Below are 19,742 nucleotides of genomic sequence, written 5' to 3' on the forward strand. Positions count from 1 at the left end.
AAGCAATTACCTCTTAACCCCATTTTCCATCACGAAATGATGACCACTGACGAATGTTGACATTCGTCAGTGAGCATTCAATACTCCTCATCAGATCCTGCGATGGAGAGTCCAATGTTCGCCCGGTCCATTTTCTCTAGCTATTACAGGCTCTTGACGGGAGCGTCGTTAGCATTTGCGGTGTTCGCGCTGGCCGGCTGCAATGAAAAGGCGGCGGAAACGGCGGCCCCGGGGCGCCCCGTGTTGGTCGCTACCGTGCATTATGGGGCCGAGACGCCGGAACGCAGTTTCGTCGGCACTATCCGGCCCCGGATCGAGACCGATATGGGCTTCCGGGTTCCCGGCAAGGTCGCGAGGCGCCTGGTCGAGGTTGGCCAGACCGTCGATATCGGCCAGCCGCTCGCCACTCTCGACGAGGTTGATCTGAAACTGCAGGCCGAGCAGGCGGAGGCCGAATTCCGCGCCGCCACCGGCGTGCTGGCGCAGGCTGGCGCCGCCGAGCAGCGCGCCAAGGATCTGCGCGCCAAGGGCTGGACCACCGACGCCCAGATGGATCAGAGCCGCGCCGCCGCCGATGAAGCGCGCGCGCGCCTCAATCGCGCCGAGCGGCAGGTCGAACTCACCAAGAACTCTCTCTCTTATGCGACGCTGCTGGCCGACAGCCGCGGCGTCGTCACCGCCACCCTGATCGATCCGGGTCAGGTCGTGGCCTCCGGCCAGACCGCAATCCGCGTCGCGCGCTTCGCCGAAAAGGAGGCTGTGGTCGCGATCCCCGAGACGCTGGTCGGGCGCGCCAAGTCCGGCACCGCGAGCGTGACGCTGTGGTCGGATTCGGAAAAGAAATATACCGCGAAGCTGCGCGAGATCGCGCCCTCGGCCGATCCGGCGACGCGCACCTATCTTGCAAAATTCTCGTTGCCGGAAGCCGACGACAAGGTTTCGCTCGGCATGACTGCGACGCTGACGCTGGCGGATGCCGCCACCGAGCGCGTGGCAAAGCTGCCGCTGTCGGCGCTGTTCAGCCAGGGTAGCAATCCCTCGCTCTATATCGTCGACGATTCCGGCGCGGTGATGCTCAAGCCGGTGATTGTGAAGTCCTACGAGAGCAATTCCGTTGTGATCTCCGGCGGCGTCAATGAGGGCGCCAAGGTGGTCGCGCTCGGCGTGCAGAAGATCGATCCGGCCCAGAAGGTCCGGGTGGTCTCGTCGCTGTCGTTTTAGTTCGTCGTTGCGAGCGAAGCGAAGCAATCCATCGTGCTGCAAAGAAAGTATGGATTGCTTCGTCGCTTCGCTCCTCGCAATGACAAGGCATAGTCTTTTGGATCTGGAGAGTGACATGAAGCGCTTCAATCTCTCGGGCTGGGCGGTGAGCCATCCGACCCTGATCCTGTTCCTGATGATCATGCTGGGCGCTGCCGGTTTCTTCTCATACCAGCGGCTTGGCCGCGCCGAGGATCCGTTCTTCACGGTGAAGGTGGTGAACGTCTCCGCGATCTGGCCGGGCGCGACCGCGCAGGAAATGCAGACCCAGGTCGCCGACCCCATCGAGAAGAAGCTGCAGGAACTGCCGTTCTTCGAGAAGGTGCAGACCTATTCAAAACCGTCGTTCTCGGCGATGCAGGTTACGTTTAAGGATTCGACCCCACCAAAGGACGTGCCTTATCTGTTTTATCTGTTGCGCAAGAAGCTCGCCGACGTGCAGGGCCAGTTGCCCGCAGGCCTGCTCGGCCCGAACGTCAACGACGAATTCTCCGACGTAGATTCCATTCTCTACATGATGACCGGCGACGGCGCCGACTACGCGCAGTTGAAGAAGACCGCCGAAGGCATGCGCCAGCGGCTCTTGAAGGTGCCTGGCGTCACCAAGGTCAATCTCTACGGCGCCCAGGACGAGCGCATCTTCGTCGAGTTCTCGCACGCCAAGCTGGCGACGCTCGGCATCACGCCGCAGGCGCTGTTTGATTCGCTGGCCAAGCAGAATAACGTCACGCCCGCCGGCACGGTGGAAACCTCCTCGCAGCGCGTGCCGCTGCGTGTCACCGGCGCGCTTGACGGCGCCAAGGCGGTGGCCGAGACCCCGGTCGAAAGCAACGGCCGCGTGTTCCGGCTCGGCGATATCGCGACCGTCACGCATGGTTTCGTCGATCCGCCGACCTTCGTCGCCCGCCAGGAAGGCAAGCCTGCGCTAGGCATCGGCGTGGTCACCACCAAGGGCGCCAACATCCTCGAACTCGGCAAGGAGGTCGAGAAGGCGACCAACGATTTCATGAAGGCGGTGCCGCAGGGTATCGAGGTCGAACAGATCGCCGACCAGCCGAAGGTGGTCGAGCGCGCCGTCGGCGAGTTCGTGCATTCCTTCATCGAGGCGCTCGCGATCGTGCTGTTCGTCTCCTTCGTGGCGCTCGGCTGGCGCACGGGCATCGTGGTCGCGACGTCGGTGCCGCTGGTGCTCGCCATCGTCTTCATCGTCATGAACGCGATGTCGATCGACCTGCACCGCATCACGCTCGGCGCGCTGATCATCGCGCTCGGCCTTCTGGTCGACGACGCCATCATCGCCGTCGAGATGATGGTGGTGAAAATGGAGCAGGGCTGGGACCGCGTTCGCGCGGCCGCCTTTGCCTGGGAATCAACTGCGTTTCCGATGCTCACGGGAACGCTGGTCACGGCCGCTGGCTTCCTCCCCATCGGCTTTGCCAATTCGGCGGTTGGCGAATATGCCGGCGGCATCTTCTGGATCGTGGCGATCGCGCTGGTCGCCTCCTGGTTCGTCGCGGTGATCTTCACGCCCTATATCGGTGTCAAGCTGCTGCCGAACATCAAGGTCCACCACAACCACGATCCGCACGCGGTCTATGAGACGCGGATGTATCGCGTCCTGCGCAGCATGGTTCAGTGGTGCGTCGACCACCGGGTCAAGGTGGTGGTGGCGACCGTCGGCGTGTTCGTGCTCTCGATCGTCGGCTTCGGCAACGTGCAGCAGCAGTTCTTCCCGCTGTCGGAGCGGCCCGAACTGTTCCTGCAGTTGCGCCTGCCGGAAGGCACCGCCTTCAACGTCACCGAGAACTCCGTGAAGAAGGCAGAGGCGCTGCTGAAGGACGACAAGGATATCGCGACCTATACCGCCTATGTCGGCCAGGGCTCGCCGCGGTTCTGGCTCGGTCTCAATCCGCAACTGCCGAACGAGGCCTTTGCCGAGATCGTGATCGTTTCCAAGGATGTCGAAGCCCGCGAGCGGATCAAGGCGCGGCTGGAGAAGGCGGTCGCCGAAGGCGATCTGTCTGAAGCACGCGTGCGCATCGACCGCTTCAATTTCGGCCCGCCCGTCGGCTTCCCGGTGCAGTTCCGTGTGATCGGCCCCGACGCCAACACCGTGCGCGACATCTCCTACAAGGTGCGCGACGTCATGAAGCAGAATCCCAACGTCGTGGAGCCGCAGCTCGACTGGAACGAGCAGTCGCCTTACCTGAAGCTCGTGGTCGATCAGGATCGCGCCCGCGCGCTCGGCCTGACCCCGCAGGACGTCTCGCAGGCGCTGGCCATGCTGATCTCGGGCGCGCAGGTCACGACCATCCGTGACGGCATCGAGAAGGTCGGCGTGGTCGCGCGCGCAGTCCCGTCCGAACGGCTCGATCTCAAGAGCGTCGGTGACCTCACTGTGACGTCACGCAACGGCGTCGCCGTGCCGCTGCAGCAGATTGCCAAGATCGAGTATTCCCACGAGGAGCCGATCATGTGGCGGCGCAACCGCGACATGGCGATCACGGTGCGCACCGACGTCGTCGACGGCGTCCAGGCGCCCGACGTCACCAGCCAGATCTGGCCCAAGCTGAAGGAAATCCGCGACCATCTCGAACCGGCCTACCGGATCGAGCCGGGCGGCGCATTCGAGGAATCCGAGAAGGGCAACGCTTCGATCGCCCTGCTGTTTCCGCTGATGGCGCTGGTGATGCTTACCCTGCTGATGATCCAGTTGCAGAGCTTCTCGCGCCTGATCCTGGTGTTCCTGACCGCGCCGCTCGGCATCGTCGGCGCCTCGCTCGGCCTCAATGTCGCCAACCAGCCGTTCGGCTTCGTGGCGCTGCTCGGCCTGATCGCGCTGGCCGGCATGATCATGCGCAACGCGGTGATCCTGGTCGACCAGATCGAGGCCGACGTTTCCCAGGGCCTGACGCGCAAGGAGGCCATCGTCGAGGCCACTGTCCGACGTGCCCGCCCGGTGGTGCTGACCGCGCTGGCAGCGATCCTGGCCATGATTCCGCTGTCACGCTCCGCCTTCTGGGGCCCGATGGCGATCACCATCATGGGCGGTTTGTTCGTTGCAACCTTCCTGACCTTGCTGTACCTGCCGGGTCTTTACGCCCTGTGGTTCAGGAAGAGCCTGGAAGAAAGCGGCCAGGCCGGGCAGCCTGATCTCGCGCCGCAACATCAGATCAAGGGCCCGCACGCAATTCCGCTTGCCGACGCGGCAGAATAATTGAACATTGAGAGCTGACATGACGCTGATTTCGGAGCACATCGAGACTGACACCCGGGAAAGGATTCTTGTGGTGGCGGAGCGTCTGTTCCGGCAGATCGGCTACCAGAAGACCACGGTCGCCGACATCGCCAAGGAGCTCAAAATGAGCCCCGCCAACGTCTATCGCTTCTTCGATTCGAAGAAGTCGATTCACGAGGGCGTGGCGCGAACCTTGATGGGCGAGGTCGAGGTCGAGGCGCGACGGATCGCGCAGGCGCCTGGGCCGGCGAAACCTCGCCTGCGCGAGCTGCTCAAGACCATCAATCGGATGAATACCGAGCGTTATGTCGGCGATTCCAAGCTGCACGAGATGGTCGAGATCGCGATGGAGGAGGATTGGGACGTCTGCGTTGCCCATATCGAATGCTGCACCGGCATCATCGGCGAGGTGATCGCGCAGGGCGTGGCGTCCGGCGAGTTCGAGGCCCCGGACCTGCCGTTGGCGGCGCTCTGTACCTGCACCGGCATGATCCGCTTTTTCCACCCGCAGATGATCGCGCAGGCCGTCAACAAGCCCAGCGCAACGATCGACCAGATGATCGATTTCCTTTTCAAGGCCCTTGAGCCGCGTAAGGCGAATTGACGCGTTCGTCAGTTGACCGATTATCCCGAACTTCGTAGCCCGGATGGAGCCACCGGGCTCCATCCGGGCTACGAAGAGCAAGGATAATGCCAGCGTGACCGAAAAAGACCTGCATTTCTACGAGCCGAAAAACGGCCACGGCCTCAAGCACGACCCCTTCAACGCCATCATCGCCCCGCGGCCGATCGGGTGGATTTCCTCGCGCGACGGCAAGAGCAACATCAATCTGGCGCCCTATAGCTTCTTCAACGCCTTCTGCTATCACCCGCCGATCATCGGCTTCTCCTCGACCAACTGGAAGGACAGCGCGGGTAATATCCAGGACACCGGCGAATTCGTCTGGAATCTCGCCACCATGGATCTGGCGAAGCAGATGAACGCAACAGCAGCGCACGTTGCCCGCGATGTCGATGAGTTCAAGATCGCAGGGCTGACAGCTGCGCCCTGCAAGCTCGTCAACGTGCCCCGCGTCGCGGAAAGCCCGGTCGCCTTCGAATGCAAGGTGACGCAGATCGTCCAGTTGCAGGGTGCCAATGGCGACAAGGCGCAGGCCTGGCTGACGCTGGGCGAGGTCGTCGCCGTGCACATCGACAAGGCCTTCATCCAGGACGGCGTCTACCAGACCGGGCTCGCCCATCCGATCGTCCGCGCCGGCCGCCGCGGCGACTATTTTGAGATCAAGCCGGAAAACATGTTCGAGATGATCCGGCCGGATTGAGCGGCCGGCCGGTCTACCTCAAGGAACTCCGGCCCGTCCAAATCTTTATCAGACAGTGTTTTGGAGATTTCCCGATGGGCCGCTTGTTTGCTGGGCTGATGCTGCTGGTCTGTCTCTCCCCTCCAGCCTTCGCGGGCCTTGATGCGGCGGCGATCAACAACGCCGAATTCAAAGGCAAGCTGCCGGCCGACGACAAGATCAATCCCGCAATCGTCAAGGCGCAGGTGCTGCTCGCCCGCACCAGCTTTTCGCCCGGTGAGATCGACGGCAAGCTGGGCGAGAACGCCGAAAAAGCCCTGAGGGCGTTCGCCGAATCCAAAGGCCTGGCCGTGAGCAAACAGCCGCTGACGTCCGAAGTCTGGGGTGCCTTGCTGGCTACCGGATCGGACCCGATCGTCGTCGACTACAAGATCACGGAGAAGGACGTCAAAGGGCCGTTTCTGAAGAAACTGCCGGCGAAGATGGAAGACTTGAAGGGTCTCAAATCGCTCGACTACACCAGCCCGCGCGAGGCCATCGCCGAAAGGTTTCACATGAGCGAGGCTTTGCTTGCGGCTCTCAACCCCGGCAAGAAATTCGACGAGGCCGGTCAAACGATCGCGGTGATAAACGTCGCGATCAAGGAGAGCAAGTCAGCCGTGACGCGTGTCGAGGTCGACAAGATGTCCCAAACCGTCAAGGCCTTCGCGAATTCCGAACTGATCGCGTTCTTTCCCGCGACCGTGGGAAGCGAGGAGAAGCCGAGCCCCGGCGGCGTTCTCAAGGTAATCTCGATCGATGCAAATCCGTATTATCGCTACAACCCGGATTACAAGTTCAAGGGAGTCAAATCCAAACGAGCCTTCAAGATCAAGCCCGGCCCCAACAATCCCGTAGGCTCCCAATGGATCGGACTTTCAGCGGAAGGATATGGCATTCACGGCACTCCCAACCCGTCGAAAGTCAGCAAGTCGGAGTCGAATGGCTGCGTGCGCCTCACCAACTGGGACGCCGACCGGCTGGCAAGGCTCCTGAAGAAGGGCGTAGAGGTCGCCTTTATCGAGCGCGAGGCGGCCAACAAGAAGTGATATCCTGGTTGACGCGGCAGTCTGAAATGAAATCGTCATCATCGACACGAAGCATCATTTGCAATGATCTGTGTGAACGGTGAAAATGACGCTATGTCATTTGCTTCCATCCAGAAGAATGTCCGGCGCCTCTACGAGGGCGCTACGACGCAGGGCGTCCGATTTCGCTATGCACTGCTGGTGTTCGATATCGTCACTGTCCTCTTCATCATTGCGACGTCGTTTCTTCCTTCCAACGACGTCACCGAAGCGCTCGATGTGCTGTTTGGCGTCGTGATCCTCGCTGATTTTTCCGCGCGGCTGCTCGTCAGCCGGCATCGGCTGCTTGAGTTTACCCGCTTCTCGACCTGGACCGATATCGTCGCGATCATTTCATTCCTGGCGCCGCTCGCGGGAGAAGCTGGCGGGTTTCTTCGTATCTTGCGAACATTGCGGCTGCTCCGCGACTACCAGATGCTGGCGCGGATGCGCGAAGACAGCACGTTCTTCCGGCGCAATGAGGAAGTCATTTTCGCCGTCACCAACCTTGCGGTATTCATCTTCGTGATGACCGCGATCGTTTACGAAACGCAGAAGTTTCGCAATCCTCTGATCGCGAATTATGCGGACGCACTGTATTTCACCGTGACGGCGCTGACGACGACCGGCTTCGGCGACATCACCCTGTCGGGAACGACCGGCCGCCTGATCACGGTCGTCATCATGATTTTCGGCGTCACCCTGTTCTTCAATCTCGCCCGCGCGCTGCTCTCGCCCAACAAGGTGCGGTTTGCGTGCCCGACCTGCGGACTGCAGCGCCATGACAGCGATGCGGTTCACTGCAAGGCGTGTGGCACGGTGTTGAATATTCCCGACGAAGGTTTGATGTAAGCGCTGCCGGCCTATTCCGGTGGGCAAGCGCCCAAGCCACTCGCCGGCCGCGCGTGGCAGAGCCTCCCGATGGACATGAGTTGGACGAGGTAACGCCATCTTGCATTGCAAGCCTCACGCGCGGAAAAAAATGTAAAGCAGCTCTCGCCACCGGCGACGGAGCAGAATAACCTTGAGTTGCCAGGCCGGGATCAACGGTCGGCGTACACATTGGGAGGATGCGATGACACGCCAAGAGCGCCGCGATCCACAACGGCTGCGCGATCCAGAAGTCTCGATATCACGACGAACGCTTGTCCACGGCCTGGCCGCCTGTGCCGGCGCCACCGTGGCCGGGGTCAGCGGCGCGCTGGCCCAAGGCAGCCCTCAAGGGCCAGTGGCGCCGCCGTCGACGATCACCAGCCCACCGCGCGATTTCAGTCCGCGCGGCGCCCCGACCACCTATTTCTGGGACCCCGACATCATCGCGGTCGATCCGTCCTTCAACGACCTCGCCCAGCCCAACACGGCGATCAAGCGCCTCCACACCGGGCTGTTGTGGGCCGAAGGCCCGGCCTGGAGCGCGCAGGGGCGCTACCTGCTGTGGAGCGACATTCCCAACAACAGGCAGATGCGATGGTCGGAAGATGATGGTCACATCAGCGTCTTCCGCACGCCGTCCAACAACTCAAACGGCAACTCGTTTGATTTCCAGGGCCGCCAGCTCTCCTGCGAACATCTCACCCGCCGCGTGGTGCGCTATGAACACGACGGCACCGCGACGGTGCTGGCCGATTCCTATAACGGCAAGAAGCTCAACTCACCCAACGACGTCGTCGCCCATCCGGACGGCAGCTACTGGTTCACCGATCCGCCCTATGGCGGGCAGCTCTATGAGGGTGAGCCAGACGTCGCAGGTGGCCCGAGCAATTCCGGCGGCAAGCTCAATCCGCGGATCGGACAGCCGGCCGGCTTCGTGCCGGGCAAGCGCGAACTGCCGACCAATTGCTATCGCATCGATCCCTCCGGCCGCGTCGACCTCGTGGTGACCGAGGAGCAGGTGCCCGATCCCAACGGCCTCTGCTTCTCGCCCGACTACAAGAAGCTGTATGTTGCCTCTACCGGCAAGGGGCCGGGCGATACCGGTCCGGGCGGCAAGGGCGACATGTTCGTGTTCGACGTCGGCACCGACAACAAGCTCACCAACCACAAGCGGTTCAGCGATTTCATGGTCGACGGCGTGAAATGCGGACCGGATGGCGTGCGCTGCGACGTCAGCGGCAACGTCTGGTGTTCGAGCAACGCCGGGCGTGCGGTGGGTTATAGCGGCGTGACGGTGTGGTCGCCGGAAGGCAAACTGATCGGCCGCATCCGCCTGCCCGAAGTGTGCGGCAATATCTGCTTCGGCGGCCCCAAGCGTAACCGCCTGTTCATGGCCGCCAGCCAGTCGCTCTACGCCGTGTATACGGCAACGCAGGGCGCAGGACCGGGTTGACGACTGGCTCTGCAGATTGCTCGATACGGCGATCAGGCGTCGGCGCAACCCGCCGACGCCTGATCATTTTGGAGCCGCTCGTCCGCAGCCTGAAGCCGAGGAATCATCAGCTCCAGCCTGCCGGCATAGCGGTGTTTCGATACCGCAAGCCTTTCTGTTCTCCAGCTGCGTGCTTTTCCGGCGCAAAACGAGGCTCGGCGCTTGCTCCTTCGCTAAACTCAAGCAGACTGGTTCGGTCGGTCGATGGAGTCTTAGGGGGCAGAAATTTGTTTGACGTTCGAAAGCTCGAGGATGCCGGCAAACGCCTCGGCGATGCCGTCCTGGACCCATTGGTCTGGACCGAACTGATGGAGGACATATGCCAGGCCGCCGATGCCAAGGGCGCGGCCATGCTCCAAGGCGACGTGCGAACCGAGGACATTCCAAGGACCGAAGCCATCTCCGAATATATCGACAACTACTTTCACCATAAATTCCACGTGGCCGACGTAAGGGCCGCGCGAGGTGTTCCGCTTCTTCAGGCAGGCGCTGACGTGGTTACGGATGCCGATTTGTTCAAATCGGAAGCCGAGATGCTGCGCGATCCGCTTTACGCAAATCTCGCTGGATATCGATTGAAGTGGTTTGCCGCGGTCGGTTTCAGGGCTGGTCCGGCCCTATGGGGACTATCTCTTCAGCGCACCCCTCAAGAAGGAATGTTCGAGCGCGACGAGGTGAAAGCGTTGTCGCAGCTTTCGCGCCGCCTTACAGAAGTCGCGACGCTTTCCAACGCGGTTGGCCGGGCCGCAATCCTGAACGTGACGAACGCCCTTGATCTTGTGCAACGACCTGCATTGGCGATTGATCGCCATGGAGGATTGCTTGGCTTGAACCGGCGGATGGAGGCCTATGTCGGCCACGAAATCCTCGTTCGAAACAATCGGCTGGTGCTTCACGACAGCCGCGCCAATTCCGAATTGTCCGAAGTGATCGACCGGCTTAAAGAGACGTCGGACCTGCAGGCTTGTCGGTTCGATCCGATCATCGTAAGGCGAGAGAGCAAACGGCCTCTGGTGCTGAAGGCGCTACCCGTTCCGCCGGCGGCGCGAAGTCCGTTTCTTGGCGCGCGCGCCGTGCTCGTACTGAACGATCTCGAAGGCGCTGCGACGGTCAATCCGGATATGCTTGGGAAAGTCTTTGAGCTCACGCCGGCACAAGCCAATTTGGCGGGAAAGCTAGCGACAGGCAGTTCTATGGAGACGGCTGCGGCCGAACTGGGTGTCACGGTGGAAACAGCCCGAAGTCATCTCAAGTCAATTTTCAACAGAACCGGCACGCATCGCCAGGGCGAACTCGTGGCGCTCCTTAACAGGCTGTCTCGTTAATCAATTTTTCAATCTGATTTTTCGCCAGCTTTGGCGGGGCTCGACACGAATTTCCGTGAGACACCCATCTCCACGGTCGTCCGCGGCGGTTCTTTAAAATTCGTCACAATCTGGCAATCCGCAGCCAACCGTTTGGGCAAAAGCTGGGCACGTCTAAACCCGGCTTTTATGGCGCGTGGCGCACCCTCCTTTTCCAGAAAGGGAGAGCCTGTGCACCAATGCCCGTATTCAAATATTTTGCCGTCGTAGGATCGACGCTGTTCGTTTTTCTATTTATTTCGAATGCTTATCTTACCGATGACGAGAGCAATTTGCGGTTTGACGGATCGCTGTACGCCAGCGCGCTCTACGCGCCTCGCGTGGAGGAAACCCGGACAACCGCGGAGCTTCGCTTTACCCGCGATGTCACGCCTGCCGTTCGCGTCAAGGAAGTGTTTGCCGTGTTCGTCCCCAACGAGCGACGGCGCAACAAGCGTGATTCATAGCGCTGGTGTGCCCGCGGCTGAGACCGGCGGGCACGCCAGACGGCAACCATCCGGTAACGTCGCCAATTTCTAAAGGCTGGATAATGCGGTCATATTGGAACGGGTCCGGGACCTCCGCCGTTATCTCCCGGTTTATCAATTTCGCTTCATTCCCGGCGCGAAACGTCCCCCAATCCCGTGCTTTCAGCTAGAATGAGCCGTCGTTTGGCACAGGTGGGGCGCGACCTAGCGCCGTAGACCAGGAGGGTTCGCCATGAGCTTCCGCCGCGATTTCATCAGCAAGCCGATCTTCGCTTTCGCGCGTGGCGCCATGCCCGCGATGTCCGACACCGAGCGCGAGGCGCTCGAGGCGGGCGATGTCTGGTGGGACGCGGATCTCTTCACCGGCAATCCCGACTGGTCGAAGTTGCTGGCTGTTGCGCCGGCCACTTTGACTGAAGAAGAAAAGGCCTTTCTCAACGGCCCCGTCGACGAGCTCTGCGCCATGCTCGACGAGTGGAAGATCAATTGGGAATGGCGCGATCTGCCGCCCGAGGCGTGGGCCTTCATCAAGCGCCACAAATTCTTCGGCATGATCATCCCCAAGGAATTTGGCGGGCTCGGTTTCTCGCCCTATGCGCATTCGGATGTGGTGCGAAAACTTTCCTCGCGCTCGCTGATCGCGGCTGTCACCGTGATGGTGCCGAACTCGCTTGGGCCCGGCGAACTGTTGATGCGTTTCGGCACCAAGGAGCAACAGGATAGATGGCTGCCGCGTCTGGCCGAAGGCGCCGACATTCCCTGCTTCGGCCTGACCAGCCCGGAAGCGGGCTCAGATGCGGCGTCGATGGTCGATACCGGCATCATCTGCAAGGGTAATTTCGAAGGCCGCGAAGTGCTGGGCTTAAGACTGAACTGGCATAAGCGTTACATCACGCTGGGGCCGGTCGCGACGCTGCTCGGTCTCGCCTTCAAGGCCTATGACCCCGATCATCTCGTGGGAGATCAGGAAGAGCTCGGCATTACCGTGGCCCTGATCCCGACCCATCTGCCCGGCGTCGAGATCGGCCGCAGGCATCTGCCGGCGATGCAGGTGTTCCAGAACGGCCCGAACCGGGGGCGCGACGTGTTCATCCCGATGGACTACATCATCGGCGGACAAGAACGCCTCGGGCAGGGCTGGAAGATGCTGATGACGGCGCTCGCCGCCGGCCGCGGCATCTCGCTGCCGTCGCTCTCCGCCGCAGGTGCTGCCTATGCGGCGCGCACCAGCGGCGCCTATGCCCGCATCCGCGAGCAATTCGGCATTTCCATCGGCAAGTTCGAAGGCATCGAGGAGCCGCTCGCCCGCATCGCCGGCACCGCCTATCTGCTCGACGCCGCGCGTCGGTTGACCTGTGCGGCGCTCAATCAGGGGCACCATCCCGCCGTCATCTCCGCCATCATGAAGCTGCACGCCACCGAGCGGATGCGGATTGCGATCGATGACGCCATGGACATCCATGGCGGCAAGACCGTGATCGACGGGCCGCAAAACTATCTCGGCAATCTCTATCGCTCGGTGCCGGTCGGCATCACCGTCGAAGGCGCCAATATCCTGACGCGCAATCTGATCGTGTTCGGGCAGGGCGCAATCCGCGCGCATCCCTATCTCCTCGACGAGATGAACGCGCTCGGCGAAGCCGATCGCGCCAACGGGCTCGACGCTTTTGACAAGGCCTTCTGGAACCATGTCGGCCACAGTTTTAAAACCATGTTCCGCGCCTGGGGCCGAAGCTGGACCTTTGGCCTGTTCGCACCGGCGCCCCATGCCGGCGATGCAACGCGGTTCTATCGCCAGCTTTCGCGCTACTCCTCGGCGTTCGCGCTATGCGCCGACATGGCGCTGCTGACGCTCGGCGGCGCGCTCAAGCGCAAGGAAATGCTCTCGGCCCGGTTCGGCGACATCCTGTCCGAACTCTATCTGTTGTCGGCGGCGCTGAAACGCTGGCAGGACGAGGGACGGCAGCAAGCCGATTTCGCGGCGCTCGAATGGTGCATGGCGAGCGGCTTCAAGACCATCGAGAACCGCTTTGCCGAAATCCTCGCCAACCTGCCGAACCGGTTCGTGGCAATCATCCTGAAATTCCTGATCCAGCCGTTCGGCGCAAGGGTGACCGGTCCGTCCGACCGCGTCGTGCATCGATGCGCGCAGCTCGTGCTGGAGCCGTCGGCCGCGCGCGACCGGTTGACATCAGATCTTTCCGCGGTCGACGACGATGGCGGCATCGCCCGGCTGGAGAAGGCGTTCCTTCTGGTCACGGCGGCAGAAGATGTTTCCAAGCAGATGCGCGCCGCGCGCCTGCATGACTGGAAAGAGGCGGTCAAGAAGGGCGTCATCACGCAGGCCGACGGCGAGAAGCTGCAGGCTGCGCATGAAGCCGTTGCGAAGGTGATCGAGGTCGACGATTTCGCAGCCGAAGCGCTGTCGCCGATTTACAGGAAGGGCGCCGACGTGCATCAGTTCTTTCAGGAACTGGGTGAACAGAGGGCGGCGAGCTGATGGCAAGACCGGTCTTTATTGTCGACGGCAGCCGGACGCCGTTCCTGAAAGCGCGTTCCGGTCCCGGCCCGTTCACGCCGGTCGATCTCGCCGTACAATGCGGCCGGCCGCTGCTGGCGCGGCAGCCTTTCGCGCCCAACGCTTTCGATCAGGTCATTCTCGGCTGCGTCAACGTCATTGCCGACGAGATGAATCCGGCCCGCGTCGCCGCGCTGCGGCTCGGCATGGGCGAGAAGATGGTCGCTTTCACCGTGCAGATCAATTGCGGTTCCGGCATGCAGTCGATCGACACGGCTTACCGCTATATCCGGGAGGGCGTCTCTGACCTGATCCTGGCCGGCGGCGCGGAAGCGCTGAGCCACGCGCCGCTGGTGTGGCCGCAACAGGGCGTGCGCTGGTTCGCAGGCCTTGCCGGTGCCAAGGGCATCGGCGCAAAAATCATGGCGGCGCTGAAGGTGAAGCCCAGCTATTTCAAGCCGATCATCGGGCTGGAACGGGGGCTCACCGATCCCGTCACCGAACTCAACATGGGCCAGACCGCCGAAGTGGTCGGCCATCTCTTCGGCGTTACGCGCGCGCAGTCGGATGCCTATGCCGCCGAAAGCCACAAGCGGCTGGCAAGAGCGCAATCGGAAGGCTGGCTCAAGGGCGAGGTCGAAACCGCGTTCGCCCGCGATGGGAAATTTTATGATCACGACGACGGCGTGCGGCCGGACTCGACGGCGGAGAGCTTGGCAAAACTGAAGCCGGTGTTCGAGCGTCCGTGGGGCAAGGTCACCGCCGGCAATTCCTCGCAGATCACCGACGGCGCGTCCTGGGTGATCCTCGCGTCCGAAGAAGCCGTCGCAAAACACGGCCTGACGCCGAAGGCAGTCATTCTCGACAGCCAGTGGTCGGCGCTCGATCCCGGCATCATGGGACTCGGCCCGGTGCTGTCGGCGACCGAGCTTTTGAAGCGCAACGAGCTGACGCTTTCCGATATCGAGACCTGGGAATTGAACGAGGCGTTTGCGACGCAGGTGCTGGGCTGCCTCGCCGCCTGGAACGACGAAAAATTCTGTAAAGAAATTCTCGGAATCGATGGCGCGGCCGGCGAACTCGACCAGAGCAAGTTGAATGTCGACGGCGGCGCGATCAGCCTCGGCCATCCCGTGGGCTGCAGCGGCAACCGTATCGTGCTGCACCTCGTCAATGCCATGAAGCGGCTGGGCACACGGCGCGGCATCGCTACCGAATGTATCGGCGGCGGGCAGGGCGGCGCGATGCTGATAGAGACGGTGTGATCATGGATTCACAGATCATGAACGTTCTCGGCGATCGCGTGCTCGAACTCGGGCCGAAGCCCGATGCTGAAGGGCCGTACAAGAACTTCAAATTGACCCGCGATGCCGACGGCGTCGCCTGGCTGTTGTTCGACCGCGAAGGCACCAGCGCCAACACGCTTTCGGCGGACCTGATCGAGGAACTCGACAAGGTGCTGGCGGAGCTGGAAGGCCAGCGTCCCACCGGCCTCGTTATTCGTTCCGCCAAAAAATCCGGCTTCATTGCCGGCGCCGACGTTAATGCGTTTCGCGGCGCGACCGATGTGGCGGCCGTCGAGACCGAGATCGGCCGTGCGCATGCGGTGATCGACCGGCTAGAGGCTCTGCGGGTTCCGAGCGTGGCTGTGATCCATGGCTTCTGCCTCGGCGGCGGCCTCGAAGTGGCGCTGGCCTGCCAGATGCGGATTGCGATCGAGGACGCGCGGTTTGGTTTCCCCGAGGTGATGCTCGGCCTGCATCCCGGCCTCGGCGGCACCGTGCGGTTCACGCAGCTCGTCAATCCGATGCAGTCGATGCCGCTGATGCTGACCGGCAAGACCATCGATGCGCGCAAGGCAAAATCGCTCGGGCTGGTCGACGCCGTGACGCAGGAGCGGCATGTTCGCAACGCCGTGAAAGACGCCGTGTCCGGCCGCTTGAAACGCTCGCGGCCCGGGATGCTCAACAATGTTCTCAGCCTCGGTCCCGTCAGAGGTTTCCTCGCCGGCCGCATGCGCAGTGAGGCCGCCAAGGTCGCGCCGGAAGCGCATTATCCCGCGCCTTACGCGCTGATCGATCTCTGGGAGAAGCATGGCGGCGACCGCCGGGCGATGTTGAGCGCGGAGAAGACGTCCTTTGCCAGGCTGATGGTGACGCCGACCGCACAAAACCTGATCCGCGTCTTCTTCCTGCGCGAGCAGATGAAGAAGCTCGCCGGCAGCGGCAACAAGATCGAGCACGTTCACGTCATCGGCGCGGGCGCGATGGGTGGTGACATCGCCGCCTGGTGCGCCGGCCAGGATTTTCGGGTGACGCTCGCCGACATGAAGCCGGAGCCGATCGCGGGCGCGATCAAGCGCGCCGCTGATCTCTACGGAAAAATTCTACGCAAGCGTACCGCAGTGCGCGATGCGCTCGACCGGCTGATGCCGGACATACAGGCCGAGGGCGTCCGCAACGCGGACCTCATCATCGAGGCGGTGCCGGAAAAACTGGAGCTGAAGCAGAAGGTCTATGCCGGGCTCGAGCCTGTCATGAAGCCGGGCGCGATCCTCGCCACCAACACCTCGAGCATTCCATTGCAGGACCTGCGCACCACGCTCTCGAGGCCCGAGCGGCTGCTCGGCCTGCACTTCTTTAATCCGGTCTCGCGGCTGCAACTCGTCGAGGTCGTCAGCCATGACGGCACGGATGCGCAATTGTTGAAAGAGGCGCTGGCCTTTGTCGGCGCCATTGATCGCCTGCCGCTGCCCGTGAAATCCTCGCCCGGCTTTCTCGTCAACCGCGCGCTGACGCCGTACATGCTGGAGGCGATGGTGATGCTGGACGAGAAGATCGACAAGACCGTCATCGACGCCGCCGCGAAAAAGTTCGGCATGCCGATGGGGCCCATTGAATTGGCCGACCAGGTCGGTCTCGATATCTGCCTCGATGTCGGCGACATGCTGCGCTCGAAGTTCGGCGACATGCTGCCGCCGACGCCGGCCTGGTTGCGCGAGAAAGTCGCCAAGGGCGAACTCGGCCGCAAGACCGGCAAGGGCTTTTACACATGGAAGGACGGCAAGGCCGACACCGGCGGCATGTCCGCGATCTCGGAACCATCAGCGGAAATGATCGACCGGCTGATGCTGCCGATGTCGAATGTCTGCGTCGCCTGCCTGCGCGAGGGGATCGTCGACAATGCCGACGTGGTCGACGGCGCTGTCATCTTCGGCACCGGCTACGCGCCGTTCCGTGGCGGTCCTCTGAACTACGCGCGAACCCGTGGTGTGGACAATGTCGTCTCGACGCTGGATGCCCTGACCGACAAGTTCGGCAGGAGGTTCACGCCAGATGCGGGCTGGGAGAATTTCAAGTGACGGAGACGCATGTGCACGCCCCGCCCTCAACCGAAACCGAGCCGCGCGGCGATCTCTGCATCCGCACGTTGGCGATGCCGGCCGATACCAACGCCAATGGCGATATCTTCGGCGGCTGGCTATTGAGCCAGATGGATATCGGCGGCGGCGTGTTCGCCTCCAAGATCGCGAAATCCCGCACCGTGACGGTCGCTATCGAGGCGATGAACTTTCGCAAAGCCGTCTATGTCGGCGATCTCGTCTCCGTCTACGGCCATCTGGTGCGGGTCGGACGCACCTCGATCACAGTCCATCTCGAGGCCTGGGTCGTGCGCCGCAAGGAGTTGCAGTCGATCCTGGTGACCGACGGCAACTTCACCTACGTCTCGATCGACGATGACGGCCGGCCGCAGGCGGTGCGGCCGGATGGTGCCATACAGACCTGAACCTTACGGGCAGGGACGCTCGTAGCCGTCACGGCCGATGAACGTGCCACGGCGCGGATTATAGCTCGAATAGCGCATGCAGCGCGGCGTGTCGTCATAATACTGGGGCGGCGGCGGTGCGTATTGCGCCTGGACACCACAATAGCGCGGCGAAACTTCCTGCCAGCCGCCGGGCTGCTCCACGTAGCAGCCGCCTTGATAGTAGCGATAACCGCCAGGCCGCGGCTCGCCCTGGGCGCCGATTGCCGCGCCCGTGCCTGCGCCGACGATGGCGCCGATCGCAGCCCCGCGGCCGCCGCCGAGCGCGCCGCCGACAATGGCGCCCGCGGCGCCGCCGAACAGCGCGCCCCCGAGCGTGCTTTCCTGCGCCGCAGCCTCCTGGAGCGGCGCGCAAACCGCAAGGGCAACCAGCAGCGAGAGCGCGAATTTCGGCATCATGTCAGTTCTCCGGCCATTTGAACGATTCGCTCGCTATTCCGCGACCAGCTTTGACATAATTTGGCCTCACGGCGCAACGGTGGAGGCGGAACAATTCTCCGTGCAACCCGTTGGAAGCCCGGAAGAAATCAGAGGCTGGGCCATGTCGGACACCTTTATCATCGAAGTCGGCTCGCAGCCGGCCGGGATCATTGTGCGCTGTCCGGACGGCTATCGGTTCTTCGCCGCCTCGCATCGTTTCGACCGGCTGGAAGGGCAGCTATTCCGCAACCCACGCGAGGCCGAGCGTGCGGCCCGGCGGCTAGCCAGCGGGATGCCGCTGGCGGCGTAACCGCCAGCGACCGGCTTGCAAAGGTCAGAGCTTGGTGGCCGCCCGAGACAGCAGTTTCCAGTCCGAGCCCTGCTTCTGCCAGTTCATCAGGATGTGCAGGTTCTGCGGCGTCTTCTTGCCGTCGTTGAACTCCTGCTCGCCGACGAAGTTGAAGCGCACGATGGCGGTCGGGCCGACGACGCGGATCGTGGGATCCTTGTATTCGAGCGACGTCCATTTGTAGTTGGCCTTGGCGATGCCATCGAGAAGCGCCGCCTTGGTGTCGACCTTGGCGTTCGAGTGGCTGTAGCTGAGTTCCTCGGCGCAGAGCGAGGCGATCGCCTCGGCATTGCCGGCTGCCTGCCCCGCACGGAAGGCTTCGACGTTCTTCGCAATGGCATCCTCGTCCGCACCGGCAAAAGCCGGGACGGCGCTCATGAGCCCAATCCCAAGCCCAAGTGCGAGTACGGGCAAGGCGAGCTGGCGACGATCGATGTTCATGGTTTCCTCCATTCGTTTCTGGTTGTGTTTACAGTGTTGCAGCGACAAATTGCCTTGTCGAGCGGCCGCGCATGGTGCGGCTCGCACGGCTTCGGGGGCGGTTGCCTTAACCAGGATTCGTTGTTTCGCCCTGCCAAACGCCCCTGCGGCCAATCTCCCTCGTTGACCGCAGCCCCAATCAGCCGCACCATAACGGCAACTTTGTGCCCCAGGCCCATATCTCAAGTCCATATCTCAAGGGTGCCGCCGTGGCCGGACTGTCCCATCGTCAGACTGAAATCCTCAACATCGCTCGTGCCTTTGGCCGGGTGATGGTGGAGGACCTCGCCAAGCGTTTCGAGGTTTCGGCGCAGACCATCCGCAAGGATCTCAACGACCTCTGCGACCAGCGCTCGCTGACCCGCATTCACGGTGGCGCCATCATCGCGTCCGGCGTCGAGAACCTAGCCTATGAGGCGCGGCGCTTCGTGGCGGCGGAGGAGAAGCGGGCCATCGGTATCGCCGCCGCGTCGCGGATCCCGAACGGCTGCTCGCTGTTCATCAACATCGGTACCACGACGGAAGAAGTCGCGAGCGCACTGACCTCGCATGAGGACCTGCTCGTCATCACCAACAACCTCAACGTCGCGATGCTGTTGTATCGGCACCCGCGCATCGAGGTGATCGTGGCGGGCGGCGCGGTGCGCCGTGCCGACGGCGCCGTGATCGGCTCGACCGCGATCAGCCTGATCGGGCAGTTCAAGGTCGACTACGCCATCATCGGCGCATCCGCGATCGACGAGGAGGGCGCGCTGCTCGACTTCGACTATCGCGAGGTGCAGGCGGCGCAGGCGATCATCGCCAATGCGCGCAGCGTCATGCTGGTCGCGGATTCGACCAAACTTCGCCGCAGCGCGCCGGTGCGCATCGCCCATCTCAGCCAGATCCAGACCTTTGTGACCGACGCGCCGCTGCCGGCGGGCCTTGCCAGCATCTGCAGCCATCGCGGCATCGAGGTAGTCGAGGCGATGGACAAGCCGGCGGCGGATATCGATGAGCCGGGCGAGCCGCTTCCTCCTCCCGCCGCCGTTCGATTGCGATAGCGCTTC

The 19,742-nt window shown here is 62.5% G+C and carries 17 protein-coding genes; 15 read left to right on the forward strand and 2 right to left on the reverse strand.

What is annotated here, in order from left to right; all coding sequences use genetic code 11:
- Positions 1–114: 114 nt before the first annotated feature.
- The 13 genes from V1286_RS04440 to V1286_RS04500 all read left to right on the forward strand — a co-directional run bounded on the left by V1286_RS04440 (position 115) and on the right by V1286_RS04500 (position 17,405).
- Entirely contained in the window at positions 115–1,221 is a 1,107-nt protein-coding gene (locus V1286_RS04440; RefSeq protein ID WP_334477831.1) for an efflux RND transporter periplasmic adaptor subunit, read from the forward strand.
- 115 nt (positions 1,222–1,336) lie between these two features.
- Positions 1,337–4,477 (forward strand): efflux RND transporter permease subunit, encoded by a 3,141-nt coding sequence (locus tag V1286_RS04445; protein ID WP_334477832.1) that lies wholly within the window; start codon positions 1,337–1,339, stop codon positions 4,475–4,477.
- 19 nt (positions 4,478–4,496) lie between these two features.
- A complete protein-coding gene (locus V1286_RS04450; RefSeq protein ID WP_334477833.1) occupies positions 4,497–5,102 on the forward strand; it encodes a TetR/AcrR family transcriptional regulator in 606 nt (201 codons plus the stop codon).
- A 94-nt stretch (positions 5,103–5,196) separates the two neighbouring features.
- Positions 5,197–5,820, forward strand: a complete 624-nt coding sequence (locus tag V1286_RS04455) for a flavin reductase family protein (protein WP_334477834.1) — start codon at positions 5,197–5,199, stop codon at positions 5,818–5,820.
- A gap of 74 nt (positions 5,821–5,894) precedes the next feature.
- On the forward strand, positions 5,895–6,887 hold the full coding sequence (locus V1286_RS04460; RefSeq protein WP_334477835.1) for a L,D-transpeptidase family protein: 993 nt from the start codon (positions 5,895–5,897) through the stop codon (positions 6,885–6,887).
- Between the two features lie 93 nt (positions 6,888–6,980).
- Positions 6,981–7,757: a potassium channel family protein gene (locus V1286_RS04465; protein WP_334477836.1), complete on the forward strand. Its 777-nt coding sequence runs from the start codon at positions 6,981–6,983 to the stop codon at positions 7,755–7,757.
- 223 nt (positions 7,758–7,980) lie between these two features.
- The gene (locus tag V1286_RS04470; protein WP_334477837.1) at positions 7,981–9,231 is read left to right on the forward strand and encodes an SMP-30/gluconolactonase/LRE family protein; all 1,251 of its coding nucleotides are present in this window, start codon (positions 7,981–7,983) and stop codon (positions 9,229–9,231) included.
- Between the two features lie 68 nt (positions 9,232–9,299).
- Positions 9,300–10,595 carry a helix-turn-helix transcriptional regulator gene (locus V1286_RS04475; RefSeq protein WP_334477838.1) on the forward strand — a complete coding sequence of 432 codons (1,296 nt, stop codon included), beginning with the start codon at positions 9,300–9,302 and terminating at the stop codon, positions 10,593–10,595.
- A 218-nt stretch (positions 10,596–10,813) separates the two neighbouring features.
- Positions 10,814–11,080: a hypothetical protein gene (locus V1286_RS04480; protein ID WP_334477840.1), complete on the forward strand. Its 267-nt coding sequence runs from the start codon at positions 10,814–10,816 to the stop codon at positions 11,078–11,080.
- Positions 11,081–11,333: 253 nt separating this feature from the next.
- On the forward strand, positions 11,334–13,601 hold the full coding sequence (locus V1286_RS04485) for an acyl-CoA dehydrogenase (protein ID WP_334477841.1): 2,268 nt from the start codon (positions 11,334–11,336) through the stop codon (positions 13,599–13,601).
- Entirely contained in the window at positions 13,601–14,884 is a 1,284-nt protein-coding gene (locus V1286_RS04490; RefSeq protein ID WP_334477843.1) for an acetyl-CoA C-acetyltransferase, read from the forward strand. The genes V1286_RS04485 and V1286_RS04490 overlap by 1 nt, the downstream gene beginning before the upstream one ends.
- Positions 14,885–14,886: 2 nt before the next feature.
- Positions 14,887–16,980, forward strand: coding sequence for a 3-hydroxyacyl-CoA dehydrogenase NAD-binding domain-containing protein (locus V1286_RS04495; RefSeq protein ID WP_334477845.1), 2,094 nt, complete (start codon positions 14,887–14,889; stop codon positions 16,978–16,980).
- Positions 16,977–17,405, forward strand: coding sequence for an acyl-CoA thioesterase (locus V1286_RS04500; protein WP_334477846.1), 429 nt, complete (start codon positions 16,977–16,979; stop codon positions 17,403–17,405). Before V1286_RS04495 ends, V1286_RS04500 begins: the two co-directional genes overlap by 4 nt.
- 3 nt (positions 17,406–17,408) lie before the next feature.
- Here V1286_RS04500 and V1286_RS04505 read toward each other — a convergent pair whose 3' ends face one another.
- Positions 17,409–17,843: a glycine zipper domain-containing protein gene (locus V1286_RS04505; RefSeq protein ID WP_334477847.1), complete on the reverse strand. Its 435-nt coding sequence runs from the start codon at positions 17,841–17,843 to the stop codon at positions 17,409–17,411.
- Positions 17,844–17,985: 142 nt separating this feature from the next.
- On the opposite strand from V1286_RS04505, the gene V1286_RS04510 reads away from it, so the two are divergent.
- Positions 17,986–18,174 (forward strand): hypothetical protein, encoded by a 189-nt coding sequence (locus V1286_RS04510; RefSeq protein ID WP_334477848.1) that lies wholly within the window; start codon positions 17,986–17,988, stop codon positions 18,172–18,174.
- Positions 18,175–18,198: 24 nt separating this feature from the next.
- Here V1286_RS04510 and V1286_RS04515 read toward each other — a convergent pair whose 3' ends face one another.
- Entirely contained in the window at positions 18,199–18,654 is a 456-nt protein-coding gene (locus V1286_RS04515; RefSeq protein WP_334477849.1) for a nuclear transport factor 2 family protein, read from the reverse strand.
- A gap of 248 nt (positions 18,655–18,902) precedes the next feature.
- Between V1286_RS04515 and V1286_RS04520 the strand changes: the two genes are divergently transcribed.
- The gene (locus V1286_RS04520; RefSeq protein ID WP_334477851.1) at positions 18,903–19,736 is read left to right on the forward strand and encodes a DeoR/GlpR family DNA-binding transcription regulator; all 834 of its coding nucleotides are present in this window, start codon (positions 18,903–18,905) and stop codon (positions 19,734–19,736) included.
- Positions 19,737–19,742: the final 6 nt, after the last annotated feature.

The sequence above is a fragment of the Bradyrhizobium algeriense genome (assembly GCF_036924595.1).
GTDB lineage: Bacteria > Pseudomonadota > Alphaproteobacteria > Rhizobiales > Xanthobacteraceae > Bradyrhizobium > Bradyrhizobium algeriense.

What these genes read in the sequence shown, in the direction of transcription:
- V1286_RS04440 (WP_334477831.1), top strand. Translation starts at nt 115, where the DNA reads ATGTTCGCCCGGTCCATTTTCTCTAGCTATTACAGGCTCTTGACGGGA.
- V1286_RS04445 (WP_334477832.1), top strand. Translation starts at nt 1,337, where the DNA reads ATGAAGCGCTTCAATCTCTCGGGCTGGGCGGTGAGCCATCCGACCCTG.
- V1286_RS04450 (WP_334477833.1), top strand. Translation starts at nt 4,497, where the DNA reads ATGACGCTGATTTCGGAGCACATCGAGACTGACACCCGGGAAAGGATT.
- V1286_RS04460 (WP_334477835.1), top strand. Translation starts at nt 5,895, where the DNA reads ATGGGCCGCTTGTTTGCTGGGCTGATGCTGCTGGTCTGTCTCTCCCCT.
- V1286_RS04465 (WP_334477836.1), top strand. Translation starts at nt 6,981, where the DNA reads ATGTCATTTGCTTCCATCCAGAAGAATGTCCGGCGCCTCTACGAGGGC.
- V1286_RS04470 (WP_334477837.1), top strand. Translation starts at nt 7,981, where the DNA reads ATGACACGCCAAGAGCGCCGCGATCCACAACGGCTGCGCGATCCAGAA.
- V1286_RS04480 (WP_334477840.1), top strand. Translation starts at nt 10,814, where the DNA reads ATGCCCGTATTCAAATATTTTGCCGTCGTAGGATCGACGCTGTTCGTT.
- V1286_RS04485 (WP_334477841.1), top strand. Translation starts at nt 11,334, where the DNA reads ATGAGCTTCCGCCGCGATTTCATCAGCAAGCCGATCTTCGCTTTCGCG.
- V1286_RS04490 (WP_334477843.1), top strand. Translation starts at nt 13,601, where the DNA reads ATGGCAAGACCGGTCTTTATTGTCGACGGCAGCCGGACGCCGTTCCTG.
- V1286_RS04495 (WP_334477845.1), top strand. Translation starts at nt 14,887, where the DNA reads ATGGATTCACAGATCATGAACGTTCTCGGCGATCGCGTGCTCGAACTC.
- V1286_RS04505 (WP_334477847.1), bottom strand. Translation starts at nt 17,843, where the DNA reads ATGATGCCGAAATTCGCGCTCTCGCTGCTGGTTGCCCTTGCGGTTTGC.
- V1286_RS04510 (WP_334477848.1), top strand. Translation starts at nt 17,986, where the DNA reads ATGTCGGACACCTTTATCATCGAAGTCGGCTCGCAGCCGGCCGGGATC.
- V1286_RS04515 (WP_334477849.1), bottom strand. Translation starts at nt 18,654, where the DNA reads ATGAACATCGATCGTCGCCAGCTCGCCTTGCCCGTACTCGCACTTGGG.